Origin of the sequence: Providencia sp. PROV197 (assembly GCF_028479625.1) — a bacterium.
GTDB classification, from domain to species: Bacteria; Pseudomonadota; Gammaproteobacteria; order Enterobacterales; family Enterobacteriaceae; genus Providencia; species Providencia vermicola.
Genome location: NZ_JAMPNZ010000013.1, coordinates 1 through 17,486 on the forward strand (window position 1 = coordinate 1; position 17,486 = coordinate 17,486).

15 protein-coding genes are annotated in these 17,486 nt (G+C 38.8%); 9 read left to right on the plus strand and 6 right to left on the minus strand.

Annotated features, from left to right (window positions below; genetic code table 11):
- The first annotated feature begins 530 nt into the window (after positions 1–530).
- A complete protein-coding gene (locus PR808_RS06365) occupies positions 531–2,081 on the plus strand; it encodes an aromatic amino acid ammonia-lyase (RefSeq protein ID WP_272538945.1) in 1,551 nt (516 codons plus the stop codon).
- Between the two features lie 15 nt (positions 2,082–2,096).
- On the opposite strand, the gene idi is transcribed toward PR808_RS06365, so the two are convergent.
- The 4 genes from idi to PR808_RS06385 form a co-directional block, all read right to left on the minus strand.
- Positions 2,097–2,618 (minus strand): isopentenyl-diphosphate Delta-isomerase, encoded by a 522-nt coding sequence (gene idi, locus PR808_RS06370; RefSeq protein ID WP_272538946.1) that lies wholly within the window; start codon positions 2,616–2,618, stop codon positions 2,097–2,099.
- Positions 2,619–2,779: 161 nt separating this feature from the next.
- Entirely contained in the window at positions 2,780–3,436 is a 657-nt protein-coding gene (narL, locus tag PR808_RS06375) for a two-component system response regulator NarL (protein WP_206084456.1), read from the minus strand.
- A gap of 20 nt (positions 3,437–3,456) precedes the next feature.
- Positions 3,457–5,223, minus strand: a complete 1,767-nt coding sequence (gene narX, locus PR808_RS06380; RefSeq protein WP_206084458.1) for a nitrate/nitrite two-component system sensor histidine kinase NarX — start codon at positions 5,221–5,223, stop codon at positions 3,457–3,459.
- 469 nt (positions 5,224–5,692) lie between these two features.
- On the minus strand, positions 5,693–6,601 hold the full coding sequence (locus PR808_RS06385; RefSeq protein ID WP_206084459.1) for a DUF808 domain-containing protein: 909 nt from the start codon (positions 6,599–6,601) through the stop codon (positions 5,693–5,695).
- Between the two features lie 287 nt (positions 6,602–6,888).
- Here PR808_RS06385 and PR808_RS06390 point away from each other — a divergent pair, with 287 nt between their 5' ends.
- Complete coding sequence (locus PR808_RS06390) at positions 6,889–7,875, plus strand: glycosyltransferase (RefSeq protein WP_272538947.1); 987 nt, start codon at positions 6,889–6,891, stop codon at positions 7,873–7,875.
- A 45-nt stretch (positions 7,876–7,920) separates the two neighbouring features.
- On the opposite strand, the gene uriH is transcribed toward PR808_RS06390, so the two are convergent.
- Positions 7,921–8,865 carry a uridine-preferring nucleoside hydrolase UriH gene (gene uriH, locus PR808_RS06395; protein WP_272538948.1) on the minus strand — a complete coding sequence of 315 codons (945 nt, stop codon included), beginning with the start codon at positions 8,863–8,865 and terminating at the stop codon, positions 7,921–7,923.
- 269 nt (positions 8,866–9,134) lie between these two features.
- On the opposite strand from uriH, the gene PR808_RS06400 reads away from it, so the two are divergent.
- The 5 genes from PR808_RS06400 to PR808_RS06420 all read left to right on the plus strand — a co-directional run bounded on the left by PR808_RS06400 (position 9,135) and on the right by PR808_RS06420 (position 14,319).
- On the plus strand, positions 9,135–9,881 hold the full coding sequence (locus PR808_RS06400; RefSeq protein WP_206084465.1) for a helix-turn-helix transcriptional regulator: 747 nt from the start codon (positions 9,135–9,137) through the stop codon (positions 9,879–9,881).
- A gap of 323 nt (positions 9,882–10,204) precedes the next feature.
- The gene (locus PR808_RS06405) at positions 10,205–11,509 is read left to right on the plus strand and encodes an NAD(P)/FAD-dependent oxidoreductase (protein ID WP_272538949.1); all 1,305 of its coding nucleotides are present in this window, start codon (positions 10,205–10,207) and stop codon (positions 11,507–11,509) included.
- Positions 11,510–11,557: 48 nt separating this feature from the next.
- A complete protein-coding gene (locus PR808_RS06410; protein WP_272538950.1) occupies positions 11,558–11,926 on the plus strand; it encodes a cupin domain-containing protein in 369 nt (122 codons plus the stop codon).
- A gap of 28 nt (positions 11,927–11,954) precedes the next feature.
- Positions 11,955–13,448, plus strand: coding sequence for an aldehyde dehydrogenase family protein (locus tag PR808_RS06415; RefSeq protein ID WP_272538951.1), 1,494 nt, complete (start codon positions 11,955–11,957; stop codon positions 13,446–13,448).
- Positions 13,449–13,575: 127 nt separating this feature from the next.
- Complete coding sequence (locus PR808_RS06420) at positions 13,576–14,319, plus strand: SDR family oxidoreductase (protein ID WP_272538952.1); 744 nt, start codon at positions 13,576–13,578, stop codon at positions 14,317–14,319.
- Positions 14,320–14,323: 4 nt separating this feature from the next.
- Here PR808_RS06420 and PR808_RS06425 read toward each other — a convergent pair whose 3' ends face one another.
- Positions 14,324–14,989: a helix-turn-helix transcriptional regulator gene (locus PR808_RS06425; protein ID WP_206084470.1), complete on the minus strand. Its 666-nt coding sequence runs from the start codon at positions 14,987–14,989 to the stop codon at positions 14,324–14,326.
- Positions 14,990–15,388: 399 nt separating this feature from the next.
- Between PR808_RS06425 and PR808_RS06430 the strand changes: the two genes are divergently transcribed.
- A complete protein-coding gene (locus tag PR808_RS06430) occupies positions 15,389–16,882 on the plus strand; it encodes an APC family permease (protein WP_206084471.1) in 1,494 nt (497 codons plus the stop codon).
- Positions 16,857–17,471: a DUF3156 family protein gene (locus PR808_RS06435; RefSeq protein ID WP_241016849.1), complete on the plus strand. Its 615-nt coding sequence runs from the start codon at positions 16,857–16,859 to the stop codon at positions 17,469–17,471. Before PR808_RS06430 ends, PR808_RS06435 begins: the two co-directional genes overlap by 26 nt.
- The last annotated feature ends 15 nt before the right edge of the window (positions 17,472–17,486 follow it).

Genomic DNA, 17,486 nt, shown 5'->3' on the forward strand with positions numbered 1-17,486 from the left:
AACGTAGAAATTCTTCTAAGCTTATTAATAATCCCCTCAGCAACTCATCGTTGTGTAATCCGTGTTCTGTGTTCACGTCATTATGACTTGTGACTAAAACGGGGGGATCTTTGCAAGCTTATCAATAATCTACTTAGCAACTCATCGTTGTGTGATCCGTGTTCTGTGTTCACGTCGTTATGACTTGTGATTAAAACGGAGAAATCTTTGTAAGCTTATCAATAATCCACTTAGCAACTAATCATTGTGTCATCAGCATGTTATGTTTTTTATGTTTACATTGTTATGACTTGTAATTAAAGGATAGGAATCCTTGCAAGCTTATCAATAATCTCCTTGGTAAGTATTTTTATGCTTAACAATATTGTTATTTAAAATAATAGCATTACTTAATGATTATTATTAATTTATCTCTAATGAATAATGACTGATAGTTGACGTTTAAAAATAAAAAATTAGTATTTAATATAAGTAAGTGAAAAGGATAGTTGATAATTATCTTATTTTTTATTCTATTTTTTAGGGGGAATATGATTTTATTAAATGGAAAAAATTTGAAACTTCATGATGTAAAATTAATTATGAACGGCGAATGTATTGCTGTGGAGGGGGCTGCAATGGAACAATTAGATAAAAGCCATAAAGTATTAATATCAGAAGCAGAAAAAGGTGCAAAAATATACGGTCTAACAGTGGGAGTTGGTTTAAATAAAGATACAGAATATATAAAGTTAAATGGAAAATTTACTGAAGAGCTAATTGAGAAATCGACTGTTTTTAATAAAAAATTGATACGTGCACATTCTATGGGGATAGGTAAGCTTGTAGATAGTTGTTTAGTTAGGGCTGTAATGGGGATTCATATAAACATGTTGCTCAATGGTTATAGTGGAATTCAGCCTAGAATAATTAGTAGTTATGTTGAATTGCTTAACAAAAATATTATTCCTTGTATACCCAGTATTGGCTCGATTGGTGAGGGGGATATTACTATATTGAGTCATGTAGGACTGACAATGCTAGGTGAAGGAGAGGTAATTTACCAAGGTAAAACAATGCCTTCTTCAAAGGCACTTCAACTTGTTGGAATCACACCCATAGAGCCCTGGGCAAAAGATTCACTATCTTTATTATGTTCAAATGCTTATTCTGTTGCTATTACAGCAGTTGCGTTATTAAAAATAGCGCATTATATAAATATAAGTGAGTTGCTGTATTGTTTAAATTTACAAGCCTTAAATGGTAATCTCTCACCTTTAAATCAACGGGTTTTGGATGCTTGTGCTTACCCTGAAGTTATTGTAATGGGCGCTAAACTTAGAAATTTATTAATTGGTTCTTCGCTAGAGTCTCATGATGATGAACGACATTTACAAGATCCATTAAGCTATCGCTGCGGGGTATATCGACTAGCAGAATTGCGTTTAAGTTATGAGCAAGCGAAAAAGCAACTTCTTATTCAGGTTAATGGTTCAAATGATAATCCATGTGTGCTCACTAAAAATGTAAATAATAGTTTGACTGGGAATTATGATCATCAGGCTGTGCTTCCAAGTGGAAACTTTGAAACATTACCTTGGGTCTTAGCCGTTGAAAAATTAAGTTTAGCGATAGCTCATAATGCATTAGCAAATGTGCAGCAGATAGTAAAACTCAATGATCCTTATTTTACACAATTAACCCGATTTTTGGGTAATAAAACAGCATTTCATGCACTTGGTGCTATTGAAAAACCTGCAGTTGCTTTGGGGATGAGAATTAAAAATCTAGCAATGCCTGTTTCATTAGATTACTTTTCTGTCGCAGGTAATGTCGAAGATACAGCGACAAATGCGCAATTAGTTGCTGAAAAATTACAAAATCAATTAACATATGGATATGAGTTAATTTCAATTGTTTTTTTATGTGTGGTGCAAGCGATTAGTCTAAGAAAAGCGAAAGATTCCTCTTATTTATTATCTCCAAAAACAGAGGGTATTTACCGTGCGATAAGTGAATTCATAGAGTTAAATGGTGAGGATAAATCACTTTCGAAAGAAATAAGACTAATTAATGATTATATTTTTAATTGTAAAATATAATCTTCAAAACATTATTTAATCTCTACTAAAATGTAAGGATGGGTATTTAGTCAGTATTTTTTTAAACCAAGGCGTGAAGATATCTGGTTGTTGGTTAACTTCAGAAATAAGTTTAGAAATACTAATCCAACGGATGGATGAGACTTCTTCTACATTGGGATAAACCATTTTATTATAGTGGCCAACATATAGGTGGTCATATTCATGTTCAATTAACCCGCCATTTACATCGGCTCGATATATAAGAGAGCCTACATGGGTTAGTGGTGTAGTAAAACCTAATTCTTCTTGAAGTCTACGCTCAGCTGCACTTTGCGTTTCTTCATTGGGTTTTGGATGGCTACAACATGTGTTAGCCCACTGACCAGAAGAGTGGTATTTATGTGGTGCTCTTTGTTGAATTAAGAGCTCATTTTGTTCATTAAAAACGAAGATAGAAAAAGCACGATGTAAGCGGCCGAGTTGATGCGCGAGTAATTTGGGCATAGTGCCGATAGCAACATCATTTTCGTTAACTAAAATTAATTCATCTTCCATCGACCTGATTCCTATCATTAAAATTATTGCTGTAGTTTATTATAACTAAAAAAATAAAATTGTAGAATTGAGCTATTTATTCATAATACTTAATTTATGTTCACAGTGTATTTATTTTAAAATGGCAGCTATATTATTATTTGTACTGCCACTTTTAATATTTATTTTTGTTGTAAAACCCAAACAGCAGCTTCTACACGAGATTTTAAGTTTAATTTTTTAAGTAAGTGTTTCACATGTACTTTTACAGTACTTTCTGCGATATCGAGTTTACGAGCGATCATTTTATTAGAAAGTCCCTGTGAGATTAACTCTAAAATATCAGCTTCTCTTGGTGTTAGGGTCGCGATATTATTTTCATTATTGTTAGGATTATCACGTAAAGATTCAGCAAGAACAGATGTGAGTGTTGGGCTAACAACCAGTTTCCCACTTGCGGCTTCTTTAAGTGCGACAATAAGTTCTTCTGGCTCCATATCTTTTAATAAATAGCCATCAGCACCACGTTTTAAAGCATTCACTAAGTCATCGCTATAATTTGAGACGGTGAAGAGAATGATCCGGCCTGACAGCTCTCTTTTTCTTAACTCATCGAGTGTTTCAAACCCATTCATACCTGGCATATTGAGATCTAGAAGAATGAGGTCAGGATCTTGTTCTTCTGCGATTTGAATTCCTGTTTTCCCATCACCAGCTTCACCTATAACGTATAATGAAGGTTCTAAACTAATCAGTTGTTTCACGCCATTTCGTAGCATTGGGTGATCATCAATCAGCAGGATGGTTGATTTATCATTCGTTGTATTTGTATTTTCCATAGATGATTCTCTCTGGTGTATTAAGCGTCAGATAAAGGGAAAGTTACCTTAACCTCTGTTCCGCCTTGAGGTCTGGGTATAACAAAACATTCGCCATTAAGGCTAAGGGCTCTTTCTCTCATAATAATTAAACCATAGTGATTGAGTTTGTCGACATTTGCAGTGATTCCAGCTCCATCATCAATAACTTTGATACAAATAATACCTGAATTTTGTGTTAATGAGACTTCTGCCCAACTTGCATTAGCATGCTTTAAAATATTACTTAGGGCTTCTCGGATTATTTGTATAATATGAATTGATTGATGTGGTGAGATACTCTTCGCTGGAATATCATAGTGTAACTTAATCGTATAACCCATCCGCTCACTAAATTCACTAATCGTACTCTCTAAAGAGGGTAGTAGCCCTGGTTCAGTTAATTTTAATCGAAAAGTAGTTAAAAGCTCCCTTAGCTGACTATAAGCGGTGTTAATTTCGCTGCGCATTTCAGTTAATAATTGCTGAGGTTTTTCGGGTAATGGTTCAGGTTGCAATTGTAGATAGCTAATTTGCATTTTTAAACAAGATAGTGATTGTGCAATTGAATCATGTAGTTCACGTGCAATGGCCGAGCGCTCATCCATAATTAATAATTGTTGCTGTTGTTCAATTTGGTGTTCCATTGCGAGCATGCCAGATATTTGTTTAACTAACATTGAGACTAAATTGTTTTGTTCATCAGATAGAGTTTGGCCAGCCATTATTTCACCGATAATGACACCATAACGGTGCATGTTATCTGACAACTCCCACTGTAAAATTGTGATTTTTTCATTTGCTAATAAACTATCTTGCTGCTCATTTAAATGGGGAGATTCGCCATCTAATCCTATCGATTGACAGTTGATTTTGTGAAAATAAGCTTCATTGCTATCTTCATATAACCGTAAACTCAGGTTATTTAATATTGTAATATTTTTCAGTTCAATCAGGACTTTTTGCAGTCTTAAATAAAGTGGTTCAGATGAGTGAAGAATTTGATTCGACTGGTATAAATAGGACAATACACGATTTTTTTTCGTAAGGTCGGCCGTTTTTTCTGCCACCCTTTCTTCTAATTGGTGATAGCTTTGTGCGAGTTCTTCTGACATTTGGTTCAATGTTTCACCCAATGCATTTAACTCGTCTTGTCGATTATTTTTTGGATAGCGTTGACTGAAATCTTTTTGTCCAATAGCGGTTACCATTGATAGCAATTTCATCCATGGGTAGTAAATTTTTCGCCGCAAATGCCATATAGTTCCCATGAGTAGTAAGAATACTAAACTAATGAAAATGAGCTGTGTCATGGCGACATAGGCTATTTTTCTTTCAGTTTTCTCATCAATGCTGTGGACTAACTCATCAAGCTTATTAACAAACGAAATAACTTCATATCTTGCATCATTTGGTGTATTTGCATTTATTAATGTAGGGCGTAATGTAAGCAGCCAAAAGTTGTGAAGTTCATTAAATTGTGGCGTTAAATCTTCAACTTTGACGACCTGGGTGAGTTCAGGGCTTAGTAAATCACTTTCTAGAGAATCTAAGTAATGTTGATTTTGTTGATTAAGAGGAACTAATGAGAGCAGCCGGTAGCTCTGCATGCGTAATGAACCAGATTTGTTGATTGCGTGAGCGTTACCTTGAACGCTGATAATCATTCTATTTGAAATCGTCATTCCTATAATTCCAAGGATAGCAATTAGCAACATTAGGCCAATAACTTGGTTAATAATAGAGAATCGACGATACAGAGTCGGCATTTATAGTTCCTCAAAAATCCGTGGTACAACTAGTTTTAAGATTAGGTTGGCGATATTGTTCATAAAGGTAACCTAATTAAATATACTACCTTAGTATTAACTTAAAGGACTTAATTTGCGTATAACGCGCTGAAAATAGAAGATTGAAATCTGCGATTATCCTTACTTGTTGATATTAATAGATAAAAATAGGCTGCTTTGTATTTTTTCTGATAATGGTTACGTATTATAACGTAAATTAAAGGTGAGTTTCTTTTGATTTAGATCAGACTAGATGTTTTATGATTTCTAAAAGGTAGGTTTAATAATCCCTAAAATACACAAAATTTGAACCTATCAATATGTATTTTATTATACATCGATAATGTGAGAGAAAGTAAATTAATAGGAATCTAAGTAGAAAAGTTTTTATTTCATCAAGCGAAAAAATAGAATAATGCGGATAAAAAGCCGTATTCTATTTTTGGTATTAGGCTTTTTGAATTTTCTTGATTAAAGATAAAACCATAACAAGGCACATACCAACAATGAAGCCAAAAAATAAGTTAATTATTGTCGGTAGGATAAACTGCATAGTACTCCCAATAATAGGTGTTAATAAGGCAGTGAAGGATATTTCTTCAATCCATTCAGACATATAGCGAATGCCATGAGTGAGTATACCACCTCCAACCATAAACATTGCGGCTGTGCCGACAACGGAAAGTGTTTTCATCAGATATGGTGTGGTATAAATAAGCCCATTGCCTATTTTTTGTAGTAATGCTGATGTTTTCTTTTGCAGATAAAACCCTAAATCATCAAGTTTAACAATTCCAGCAACGAGCCCGTAAACACCTATAGTCATAATAACAGCAATAAGAGATAGTACTGCGAGTTGATTAATAATCGTTGTGGTAGATACAATGCCTAATGTAATTGCAATAATTTCAGCGGATAAAATAAAATCAGTGCGAATAGCGCCTTTGATTTTTTCTTTTTCGAATTCAGCCAGTTTTTCTTCAGGCACCGAGTGTGTTTTCGCTGCTAATTTTGCATTAGAGTGAAAAATTTTATGGGCAATTTTTTCTGCCCCCTCAAAACATAAGTAAGCGCCACCTAACATTAATAAAGGCGTGATAGCCCAGGGAATAAACGCGCTGATCAATAGAGCGAGAGGAACCAAAATTAATTTATTGAGAAATGAGCCTTTAGCAACGGACCAGACAACAGGAATTTCTCGTTCAGCACGAACGCCTGATACTTGCTGAGCATTTAAAGCAAGGTCATCTCCTAGAACACCAGATGTTTTTTTCGCGGCCATTTTTGTCATCATTGCGACGTCATCAAGCACGGCTGCTATATCGTCAAGTAAGGTCAGTAAACTACTTCCAGCCACAAGAGATCCTCAATTAAGTTTGTTTAAGATGTCGTTAATGTTTATTAGGCTGATCAAGTGATAATTAGTTCATTAGAGTTTATAACATATTCGAATTTTTAATTATTCCTTTAAGAAGAATGCCTAGAGTTATTGGATTATGAAATTTTTATGACAATGGAACCAATATGGTTTCTTCTTTTCTAATTTAGGGTATTTCTAAAAACTCATCAGGTGAGTTTGTTTATGTTATTGAGCAATGTTGCATTGGGTTAGTACTTTTAAATCGATTGGTATAGGGTTAATACATGTCTTCTCAACCAGTTTTGAGTATTGTTGTTGCGGTTTATAATGGTGAAAAGTTTTTACCTCAGTTCTTTGATAGTCTATTAGCGCAAAATTTAGAAAATTGGGAGCTCATTGTTGTTAATGATGGCTCTAAGGATAACAGCGAAGGAATTATCAAAGAGTATGAAGATAAATTCAGTCATCTGAAGATTTTGTCTCAAGAAAACCAAGGCGTGTCAGTTGCTCGTAATACTGGAATGGTTGAAGCGACAGGGAAATATATTACATTTCCTGATATCGATGATGAAATTAGCCCGAAAATGTATGGCAGATTGTTAGAAATTGCATTAGCGGGTGACTTAGATGTTGCAACTTGTAATGGTACCTATGTTTATACTAATGGCGATGTACCGAAAGCGATATTTCCGCCAAATAAGGTAGCCTCTACAGGGGTGATAAGTGGCCCTGAATGGTTAGAAAAAGGGCTAAGCTCACGTAAATTTTTGCACGTAACTTGGCTGAATCTATACCGTTTAGATATGCTGCGCCAATATAACTTTTTCTTTGAGCCGAAGCTGCATCATCAAGATATTCCCTGGACAACTGAGGTTTTATTGGTTGCGAAACGTGTGCAATTTATTAATGAGCAATATTATCGCTATTTGATCCACAACCAGTCTGTTTCTCATTCGTTGAGCGGTGACGAACGGTCAGTGCGTAAAATTAATACTTATTTGAAAATTATTGATATGTTATTAGAGATTTACCAGCGTTATCCTGAACAAGTCAAACAAGCACCAGCGTGTATTTGGCAAGTAGGTAAAGAGGGATTAGGCGTTGTTCAAGCTTTACTTGCGATTAAATCCCCTGAAATTCGTAAAGAAATGGTGCAGCAATTTTTCGACAAAGGATATTGGGAAATTGTGTGGAACCATGCGACAACGGTAAAATTAAAGTGGCGTTTAATTAGGCGCTATACGAAATTAAAAGATATTATCAAAGACTAGTATTCAAAGCAGGTAGCTTATGCAGCGGAATAAGCTACCTTTTTACTATTTATCTAATCGCTTTAGCGCATCGATAAACATTTCCCATAACCGCTGGTTATTAAGCTTCGTCGCCACTTGTGTATGGCAATCCGCGGGGGCTTGGGCGCGAAAGTCGGTTACTGTCATTCCAAGCGTTAACGTTCCTTGAAGCTCAATATCAACAGGGGCTTTGCACGTTTCTATCATTGAGGAGTCAATAACATAGGCAACAGCACAAGGGTCATGAACGGGCGCATGGTCACTGTAGCCGTTACGTTGGCGATACCCTGCCGTATAGTAGTTCAACGATTCAACAACAAATCGGCTAATTGGTGTATTGAGCGCGGCAATTTTAGCCATGATGGCATCTGTTGGTTTTGCTTGGTGAGTTAAATCCAATCCAACCATTGTTAATGGCCATTTTTCGTTGAAAACGATATGTGCGGCCTCTGGGTCGATGGCAATATTAAATTCGGCGACAGCTGAACGATTCCCCGTATGGTATCCACCACCCATTAGCACGATTTCTTTCACTAATTCAACAATTTCAGGGGCTTTTCTTACCGCAAGGGCGATATTTGTTAGCCCGCCAATGGGCACTAATGTAATCGTTTTTGCAGGATGAGCTTTAAGCGTATCGATGATCAGGTCAACAGCATGGCGCTTATCAAGGGGTAATGTTGGTTCAGGGAGATGTGTGCCATCTAACCCACTAATTCCATGCACTTCAGCAGCATTCTGAATGTCTCTAACTAATGGACGTGGGCAACCTGCGGCAATCGGGATATGTCTTGCGCCCGCAAATTCAAGGAGCGCGCGTGCATTGTGAGTGACTTTCTCTAGGGTTTGATTCCCCACAACGGTGGTGACAGCCAATAGTTCCACACTTGGATTACCCAGAGCCAATAAAATCGCCATGGCATCATCATGGCCAGGGTCACAATCCAGAATAATTTTGTGTGAAGACATCATATCTCCTTGTCTAAAACGCTTTTATTGATGAGGTAGACTAAGAAATTATGGTGAAATTTCCTGTGATCTGCTTCTTGTTTATCTGTCATCACTCAAGTATTTAGTAACAAAATATTAATACTTTTGGACGATACTGTGATTTGATTAACATATTAATAACAAGTGGTTTGAGCTTATACAAATAATGTGTTTTTTATATTCTTTTGGCTTAATGTATTTATGAGCCATATTTAATTTATTAATAAGTTAACAAACTTGGGGGCGGAATGGATAATTATCTCACTAAATTACCTGATGTGATTGATTCTGTTGCAACTAACCAGTTTTATCCTAATTTATTATCATGGTTATCATCCTTTATCGCTTTTGATAATGCCATCGTGTATGCCTTTGAAAAGGATACGCCTCCACGTTTTCTTTCAAAAGTTGAACGACGAAACAGTGATAGTGTGAACCGAATCTATCAGCGAGGCGCTTATTTAATGGATCCTTTTTACCAAGAGATCCAAAAAGGAGGGACGTCCAAGGTTCTTACATTGAAGGAATTGGCACCTAAAGGTTTTTATCATACAGATTATTACCTGAATTTTTATCGCAAAACGGGCTGGTGTGACGAAGCAGGACTGTTGCTGGAAATTTCTGCGGATAGGCAATTGGGAATATTTTTTGGTAATGAAGACAGACCATTTTTCTCAGAAAAATATACTCAAGCCCCCTTAAAAGAAGCGTTTGAAATTATTTGCAGCATGGCTCGATTGCATAAAGAAGTTTCTCCCAATGTGGTATCGAACCACTATCAAAATGCAGATAGGCAAACTCGTTTCGGCCTCACGCCAAGGGAATGTGAGGTAGTGGAGTTGATTCTGGAAGGCAAAGGATCACCTCAAATTGCAGAGTCACTTTTTATTAGCCTTGGTACAGTCAAAAATCATCGTAAAAATATCTACCAAAAATTGAATATTAACTCGCAAGCTGAACTATTTAATTTATTAATGAATCGAGTAATTCAGTGACTGTATAGCATGAGTATAAATGCAGTGCGAATAATGAAGAACTATAATTATATTTTAATAATCATATGATTGCGTTTTTTGTTATGTTAATTTAAATTTTTTTGAAAAAATGTATTTAATTATTATTAATATCGAAATATTTAATTAACTAATTGAATTAAAAATAAAAAAAATAATTTAAAAATATTTTGTTTTTATTTAAATATTCTACCTGGCTCACATTTGTTAAATCTTTGTTTTAAATGTCCCTAAAGGGCTATGTAATTGTTAATGCAAGGTTAAGATAATCGAGGTATTGCAAGATACTAAACAGGGTATCCATTATGAATAACCAAGTAGAATCATTAACTTATTACGCAGCAACAAAGAAATACGATTTGCGTTTTCCAACACTGAAAGAAGATCTTGATGTGGATGTCGTGATCATCGGGGGCGGTTTTTCAGGGATCCACACAGCGCTTGAACTATGCGAAAAAGGGATCACAAACATCGCTATTTTGGAGGGTCGTTACCTCGGTTACGGGGGATCAGGGCGTAATGGCGGCCAAGTGATGGCTGGAATTGGGCATGATATCGATGCAATCAAAAAATATGTGGGTCCAGAAGGGTTAGAAACCATCTTTAAGCTTAGCAATATGGGCGCAGGGATCATGCGTGAACGTATTGCTAAATACGATATTGATGCGGATTTTTGCCGTGGATATGCTTATTTAGGCAGCAATGCTCGCCAAGAAAAAACATTACGTAGTTGGCTGAAAGATTTCAAATCTGTTGATCCTGATGAAGAAATTGAATTTTATAGTGGCTCAGAACTAAAGCAGATTATCGGCTCAGATGCTTATACCTGTGGTATCAAGCACATGGGCGGTGGGCATGTACATTCATTAAATCTCTTATTGGGTGAGGCAAAAGCAGTTAGCGAGATTTATGGCGCAAAGATTTTTGAAAATAGCCAAGTTTTGAATGTTGAGTATGGTAATACCATCAAAGTTAGAACGGCGATGGGAACCGTTAAAGCACAGAAAATGTTATGGGCATGTGACTCATTCTTAAATGGTCTTGAGCCCACGCTTTATCCAAAAACCATCAATACCTACGCTTATCAATTAATGACAGAAGCGCTATCTGACGAATTAATTGAGCAAATTAGCCCGATCCGCGGTGCATATAGTGATATTCGTCCTGTGATTGATTATTACCGGGTCACTAACGAAAACCGTCTGTTATTCGGTAGTTCAACGCATTTTCTTGAGTATATTCCGTCTGATTTAAAAGCCTGGAATCGCAATTTAATGTTGAAGGTTTTCCCTTATCTAAAAGATGTCAAAATCGAATTAGCGTGGGGTGGCCCGATGGCCTGTAGTGCGAATCTTTTCCCACAAATAGGTTCTTTGCCTCAACATAAAAATGTGTTCTATGCTCAGGGATATTCAGGTTTCGGCGTAACGCCAAGCCAGATCGTGTGCAAAGTGTTGGCTGAAGGCATGGTGGAAGGTTCTCATCGTTATGACTTAATGAGTTCGATTCCTCACGCCAATATTATTGGCAAAGACAGCATGCGTAATGTGATTGTTTCACTTGCGAAAGTCATGCACCAAACATCGGGTTACTGGCAAGGCCGTCGCTAATTCGTATCCGTATAATTATTTTATTGAAATCGATTAAAGGTAAATATCATGATTAGTCCATTACTGCTGAATAAACCGCTTCCAGAGCTGCTGAACATTGGTAGCGTAACAAACTTAGGCTCTGTAGTTGTCGAAGGTGACCCACAAGCCAGTGTGGCGATGGTTCATGGCGAGCCAACGGATAACCTAACTTGCGGTATTTTTGCGTGTACAACAGGCAAATTCAAAATGGTTTATCCGTTTGATGAAATGGCAACAGTACACGAAGGCTCAGTTAAATTGACAGATGTTAAAACGGGTGTGACGGTTGAGTACCATAAAGGCGATACATGGTTTGCTGCGAAAGGTACTGAAGTCTTATGGGAAATTGATACCCCGCGTTTCGTTAAGCACTACCTAGCTTGTGTGAATGCTTAATTAATTACTATTTAGTGGAGTGATTGCAATGAGTGAGTTAACCCTATTACCTGAAGTCAGCGAATTTCTGAAACGTCAACATGGGCATTTTATCAATGGGTTACCGATTTCTGGCAAGGGTGAGACTTTTTTTGACGTTGTTAATCCAGCCACTGAACAGGTTATCGCTAAAGTCAAAGAAGGGACGTTAGCAGAAGTGGATGCGGCAATGAGTGCGGCACATGTGGCATTCAAAGGTATTTGGGCAAATACCACACCGATGGAACGTGGAAATTGCCTAAACCGCCTTGCGGATTTACTTGAAAAGCACCTTGAAGAACTCGCGCAGCTTGAAACCCTATGTTCAGGGAAAACGATTCAACTTTCCCGTTTCCTTGAGGTGGGGTCGGCGGCGCAGTTTTTACGCTATTTCGCGGGGTGGGCGACAAAAATTAGCGGTGAAACGTTAAATGTGTCACTGCCATCATTTAATGGCGAAAAGTATTCCGCGTTTACACAACGCGAGCCTGTTGGGGTTGTTGCAGGGATTATTCCATGGAATTTCTCCATTATGATTTCCATTTGGAAATTAGCGGCTGCATTAACGTGTGGCTGCACCATTGTCTTGAAGCCGAGCGAATTTACGCCACTGACGATGTTACGCGTGGCGGAATTAGCGAAAGAAGCAGGTATTCCTGATGGCGTGATTAATATCGTTAACGGTGGTGGTCGCGAAGTAGGGCCTGCACTTATTCAACACCCTCTGTGTTCTAAAGTGACCTTTACTGGATCGGTACCGACTGGGCTGGCGGTAGGGCGCACAGCAATGGAAGGAAAATTAACCCGTGTGACATTAGAGCTAGGGGGGAAAAACGGTGCGGCATTCTTGGCGGATTTACCTGTTGAGAAGATCGTGAATGGCATTATCGAAGCGGGTTACCTTAATCAAGGGCAAATCTGTGCAGCGGCAGAGCGTTTTTATATCCCATCCAAATTAATGGATGAGGTACTGGCTGAACTTAAAGTCCGTTTATCTGCGATAAAAATAGGTTCTCCATTAGACGAAACAACCGAAATGGGGCCGCTTGCGAACAAAGCCCATTACGAAAAAATCCTCAGCCTATTTGAAAAAGCGCGCCAAGATGGCAGCGAAATTATTTATGGTGGCCAGCCGATTACAGGGGCGGGGTATTTTGTTCCGCCGACTATCATTCGAGCGAATAGCCCAGACGATGTATTGATGAAGGAAGAAACCTTTGGCCCTGTCGGCACCTTCTTAAGTTACGATGACGAAGAACAACTGATTGAGATGATGAATAGCACACCATTTGGTTTAGCAGCCAGTGTATGGACAAACGATCTTAGTAAGGCGATGCGGATGATCTCTCGTATTGAAGCGGGGACGGTTTGGGTGAATATGCACACTTTCCTTGATCCTGCGGTGCCATTTGGCGGTATTAAGTCTTCAGGTATTGGTCGTGAGTTTGGCAGTGCCTTTATTGAGTATTACACTGAGTTAAAATCTGTCATGGTGCGTTATTAGTGGTTAATTTTGAGTATTAATCAACTGCTTCCCGGCCATTGTGCCGGGTTTTTTTATGCTTTTATTCACGTGGTGATGAAGAATAGGGCTATGATAGCTGTATCTTATTTCTGAGCTAGGTGGTGGTATGAAGACGGTATTGATTACTGGTGGAAGCCGAGGAATTGGTCGTGCAACAGCACTACAACTCGCACGGCTCGGTATGCGAGTGCTTATTAATTATAAAAGCGACCATCAGGCTGCGGAAGGGGTTGTTGCAGAAATTCAGGCGGCTGGAGGTGTCGCATATGCATTACCATGCGACATTAGCAGTGAAAGTGAGGTTGTTAAGCTGTTCGAGACCGTTAAGCAGCAACATGGTGACTTGCACTATTTAGTAAATAACGCGGGTATTTTATTTCAGCAATGCAGAACAGAAGCGTTAACAGCACAGCGAATTAATACTGTTCTTGCGACTAATGTCACTGGGCTACTGATATGTTGCCGTGAGTTTATCCAACTGGCTCGCCATTTTAACCACTTTGATAAAAAAGCGATTGTGAATGTTTCGTCAGCGGCAGCACGTTTAGGTGCGCCTGGAGAATACATCGATTATGCCGCGTCAAAAGGTGCGGTAGACTCCATTACAAAGGGGCTGTCATTAGAGTTAGCTGAGTTAGGGATACGTGTTAATGGTGTTCGTCCTGGCTACATTTATACGCAGATGCACCAAGACGGCGGTGAAGCAGGGCGTGTTGATCGGGTTGCGGCACAGTTACCACTGAAAAGAGGCGGAGAACCTGAAGAAATTGCGGAAATTATTTCATGGTTGTTAAGTGATGCTTCATCCTATGTGACGGGTTCAATTATTGATGCGGCAGGTGGTCGCTAGTTAATTAAAACTTTTCCTGACGAATAATAAACCCTGATGACACAAGTTCAGTTCGGTTAGTGACATTGGCTTTAGTGAAGATATTACGCAGATGGGTTTTTACGGTGGATAATGACACGCCTAATAACAACGCAATACGCTTATTGCTCGCGCCTTCACGCACCAAATGAATGATTTCTTGTTCTTTTGGTGTGTAAGATACTAAAGAATCAGGCAAGATATCAAACGTCATCAGCTCTGCAACAGGTAAAATCGCATTTAACCGCATGATTTCGTGTTGTGAGAACGGGCTGTCTCGCAGTACTGAAACTCCAGCAATAATTTTATTTTTCCGACGAATAAAAATCTCAGCCATATCTGTTAGATTATTAGGTTGCATAAAATCATGAAAAAAAGCCTGATTTTGCTGACGAATTTCAGGAGACATCCTGACTAGTCTTAAATCATCTTCCCGAAATTTATCGGGATGGAGTGGATCGAGTTGATGAAAATAAGCCAGATAATCTCGGTGCATTTGAGCAGGGATCCCATATAACACATAGTTGTCTGGCTGCCAGTGGTCGTTGACCAGGTAATACACTGACGCAGTAATAGGGATAATGTGTGCAATGGTATTTAGGCAGCAATCAATCAATGTTTGCTGGTGGTCGCTAAACTGAGGTGGGCTCATTTTATCCCCTTCCATAGTGAGTCAGATAATTATCATGCGCTTTATTGTTATTAACATAAAGTAAACATGTTAATAACGTGAGGTCGATAACAGTATTTAAAACAAGTAAAAATTGGTTCAGTCTTGATTTGTTAGGATTTGGTATCTTTGGTTAATTGATTATTAATATATTAATGATCAAAATGATTGTTATGTATTGATATTAAAGTATATATTTTTATTTCTATTGATTTTCTTGGTACTTTTCGAATAGTTATAAGAACTCCCCCCTCTCTCTGGGTATCGTTCTTTAGGACGATGGTCGCCTCTTTGTGCTTCTTTCTATAGTGGCAATGTAGTCACGCTTTTTTTACAAAAAATTCACATCCATGGCTGCGTATAGAGCGAGAGGGAAGCAAAATGAATTTATCCTCAAAATTAACGTCACATCTCGAAAAGGGGAAAGTTGGGTTCCCAACGACGCTGGCGAGTTCCGCGGGCTTGATTATGGCAAGCCCTGTTATCTTAACCGTCACCAGTGGGTTTGGTATTGGTGGCGATACGTTTGCATTAGCCGTGTTACTGAGCTTCATTATGATGCAGGCACAGCTCACCACTTTTTCAGAGGCCGCTGCGATTTTACCCACCTCTGGCTCCGTGTATGACTATATTTCTTGTGGTATGGGGCGCTTCTGGGCTATCACTGGTGCATTATCAGCGTATTTGATTGTGCATGTCTTTGCGGGAACCGCAGAAACTATTCTGTCGGGGATTATGGCGTTAGTGAACTTTGAGCACCTGAATACGGTACTGGAAACCAGTAATTCGTCTTGGATGGTTGGTGTGGGTTTAGTTGTCACTTTCGGTATCTTAAATGCTTTTGGTATTGAAGCGTTTGGTAAGGTTGAAGTGGTATTGACTTTCGCCATGTGGTCAACACTGGTGATCTTTAGTATTACAGGCTTGATGTTACCGTTTAACGTACCGATGGAGGGGTGGTTTGGTGCAGAGCTAAATATCTCTGATCCAACACTGGTTTTAAGTTTTGTGGGTATGGCGATGTTTATGTTTGTTGGTTGTGAGCTTGTCACACCAATGGCGCCAGAAATTAAAAATTCCGCCAAAGTGATCCCTCGCGCCATGACAACGGGTTTATTCTGCGTGGCCTTATGTATGGTGCTGTTTGGTGCTGCGCTGGCCAATCAAGTGGAAAACGTGGTGGTTGACCCACAAACAGGCACGCGCTTATTGGAAACACCGATGGCAATCCCTGCGTTTGCAGAGCGAGTCATGGGGGAATTTGGTAAATACTGGATTGGTGTCGCACTGTTATTAGCGGGTGGGGCAACCATTAATACACTGATGGCTGCTGTGCCGCGTATTTTATATGGCATGGCACTAGATGGTGCATTACCGCGCATCTTCACGTATTTGCACCCACGTTTTAAAACACCCGTATTCGGTATTTTAGTGGCTGTGATGATCCCATGTTTACATGCTTTTGCTATCCAAGGTGATCTTGACCGTATTATTCCTCTGGTGCTAGCGGCAGTGTGTTCTTGGGGAACTGCGTATTTATTAGTGACTATTTCCGTGGTGCTATTGCGTATTCGCCGCCCTGATTTACACCGAGCTTACCGCTCGCCGTTTTTCCCAATTCCTCAAATTATTTCGAGTGTCGGGATTATTTTAGCGATTGTGTATATCACACCGCCAGGTATGAATAAGTCTGATGTGTATATTCCGTTTGCGATAATGTTAGGTTTAACGGCCAGTTATGCACTGATTTGGACAGTATTTGTTCAGAAGGTCAATCCGTTCAAACCCGTTGATGTTGAAGTTGTTCTGTCTAATTCATTTAGAGATGAAGAAAATGAGGAGGTACAACTTGAGCCATTACGTCACCTCGCCTAAACCTTCGCTATTACAGCGATTGGGAGGCTTAACGAAAAAACGGTTACCAACAGGTTACCAAGCCGGGTTAACGTTAAATCGAATTGAGCGGGATATGGCGCCTTATCCATGTGAGTGGAGAGCACCAGGTGTGCTCCTTATTCTGCCGCAACCTTCGTTGACCATTGACGTCACTGAGCGCGTTAGAAAACTCTTCCTCGCGTTTATTGTGTACAGCCGTTTTTCAGTGTCAGGTTTTTGTGATGAAAATTTAAATGCAAAAATTGTCGTGAAAACGCGTGGTAGCGTGAGAAAAAAACACATTCATTTTGTGTCGAAGCAACCCGATGGGCAAAAAGTGATTGGTTGGCTGAATGCTTATCCAATTATTAGAGAGACACTGGAAGAGTTAGATTTTAATTCATGCCAAATAACTTTGAGCCATGGTCACTGGCGTTGTGAAATCGAGCCCTTTACCGCATCGGAACTTGTTAGCCGCGTTCCAGCAACAAGGCGTTACTTGAAAATAGCGCCAACGCAGCGATACCGGTTACTCAGTTCACTTCAGCTGATTAACCAATTGATGGAAAAACATACCGCTACCCATTGAGTTTAAAAAGGTTTT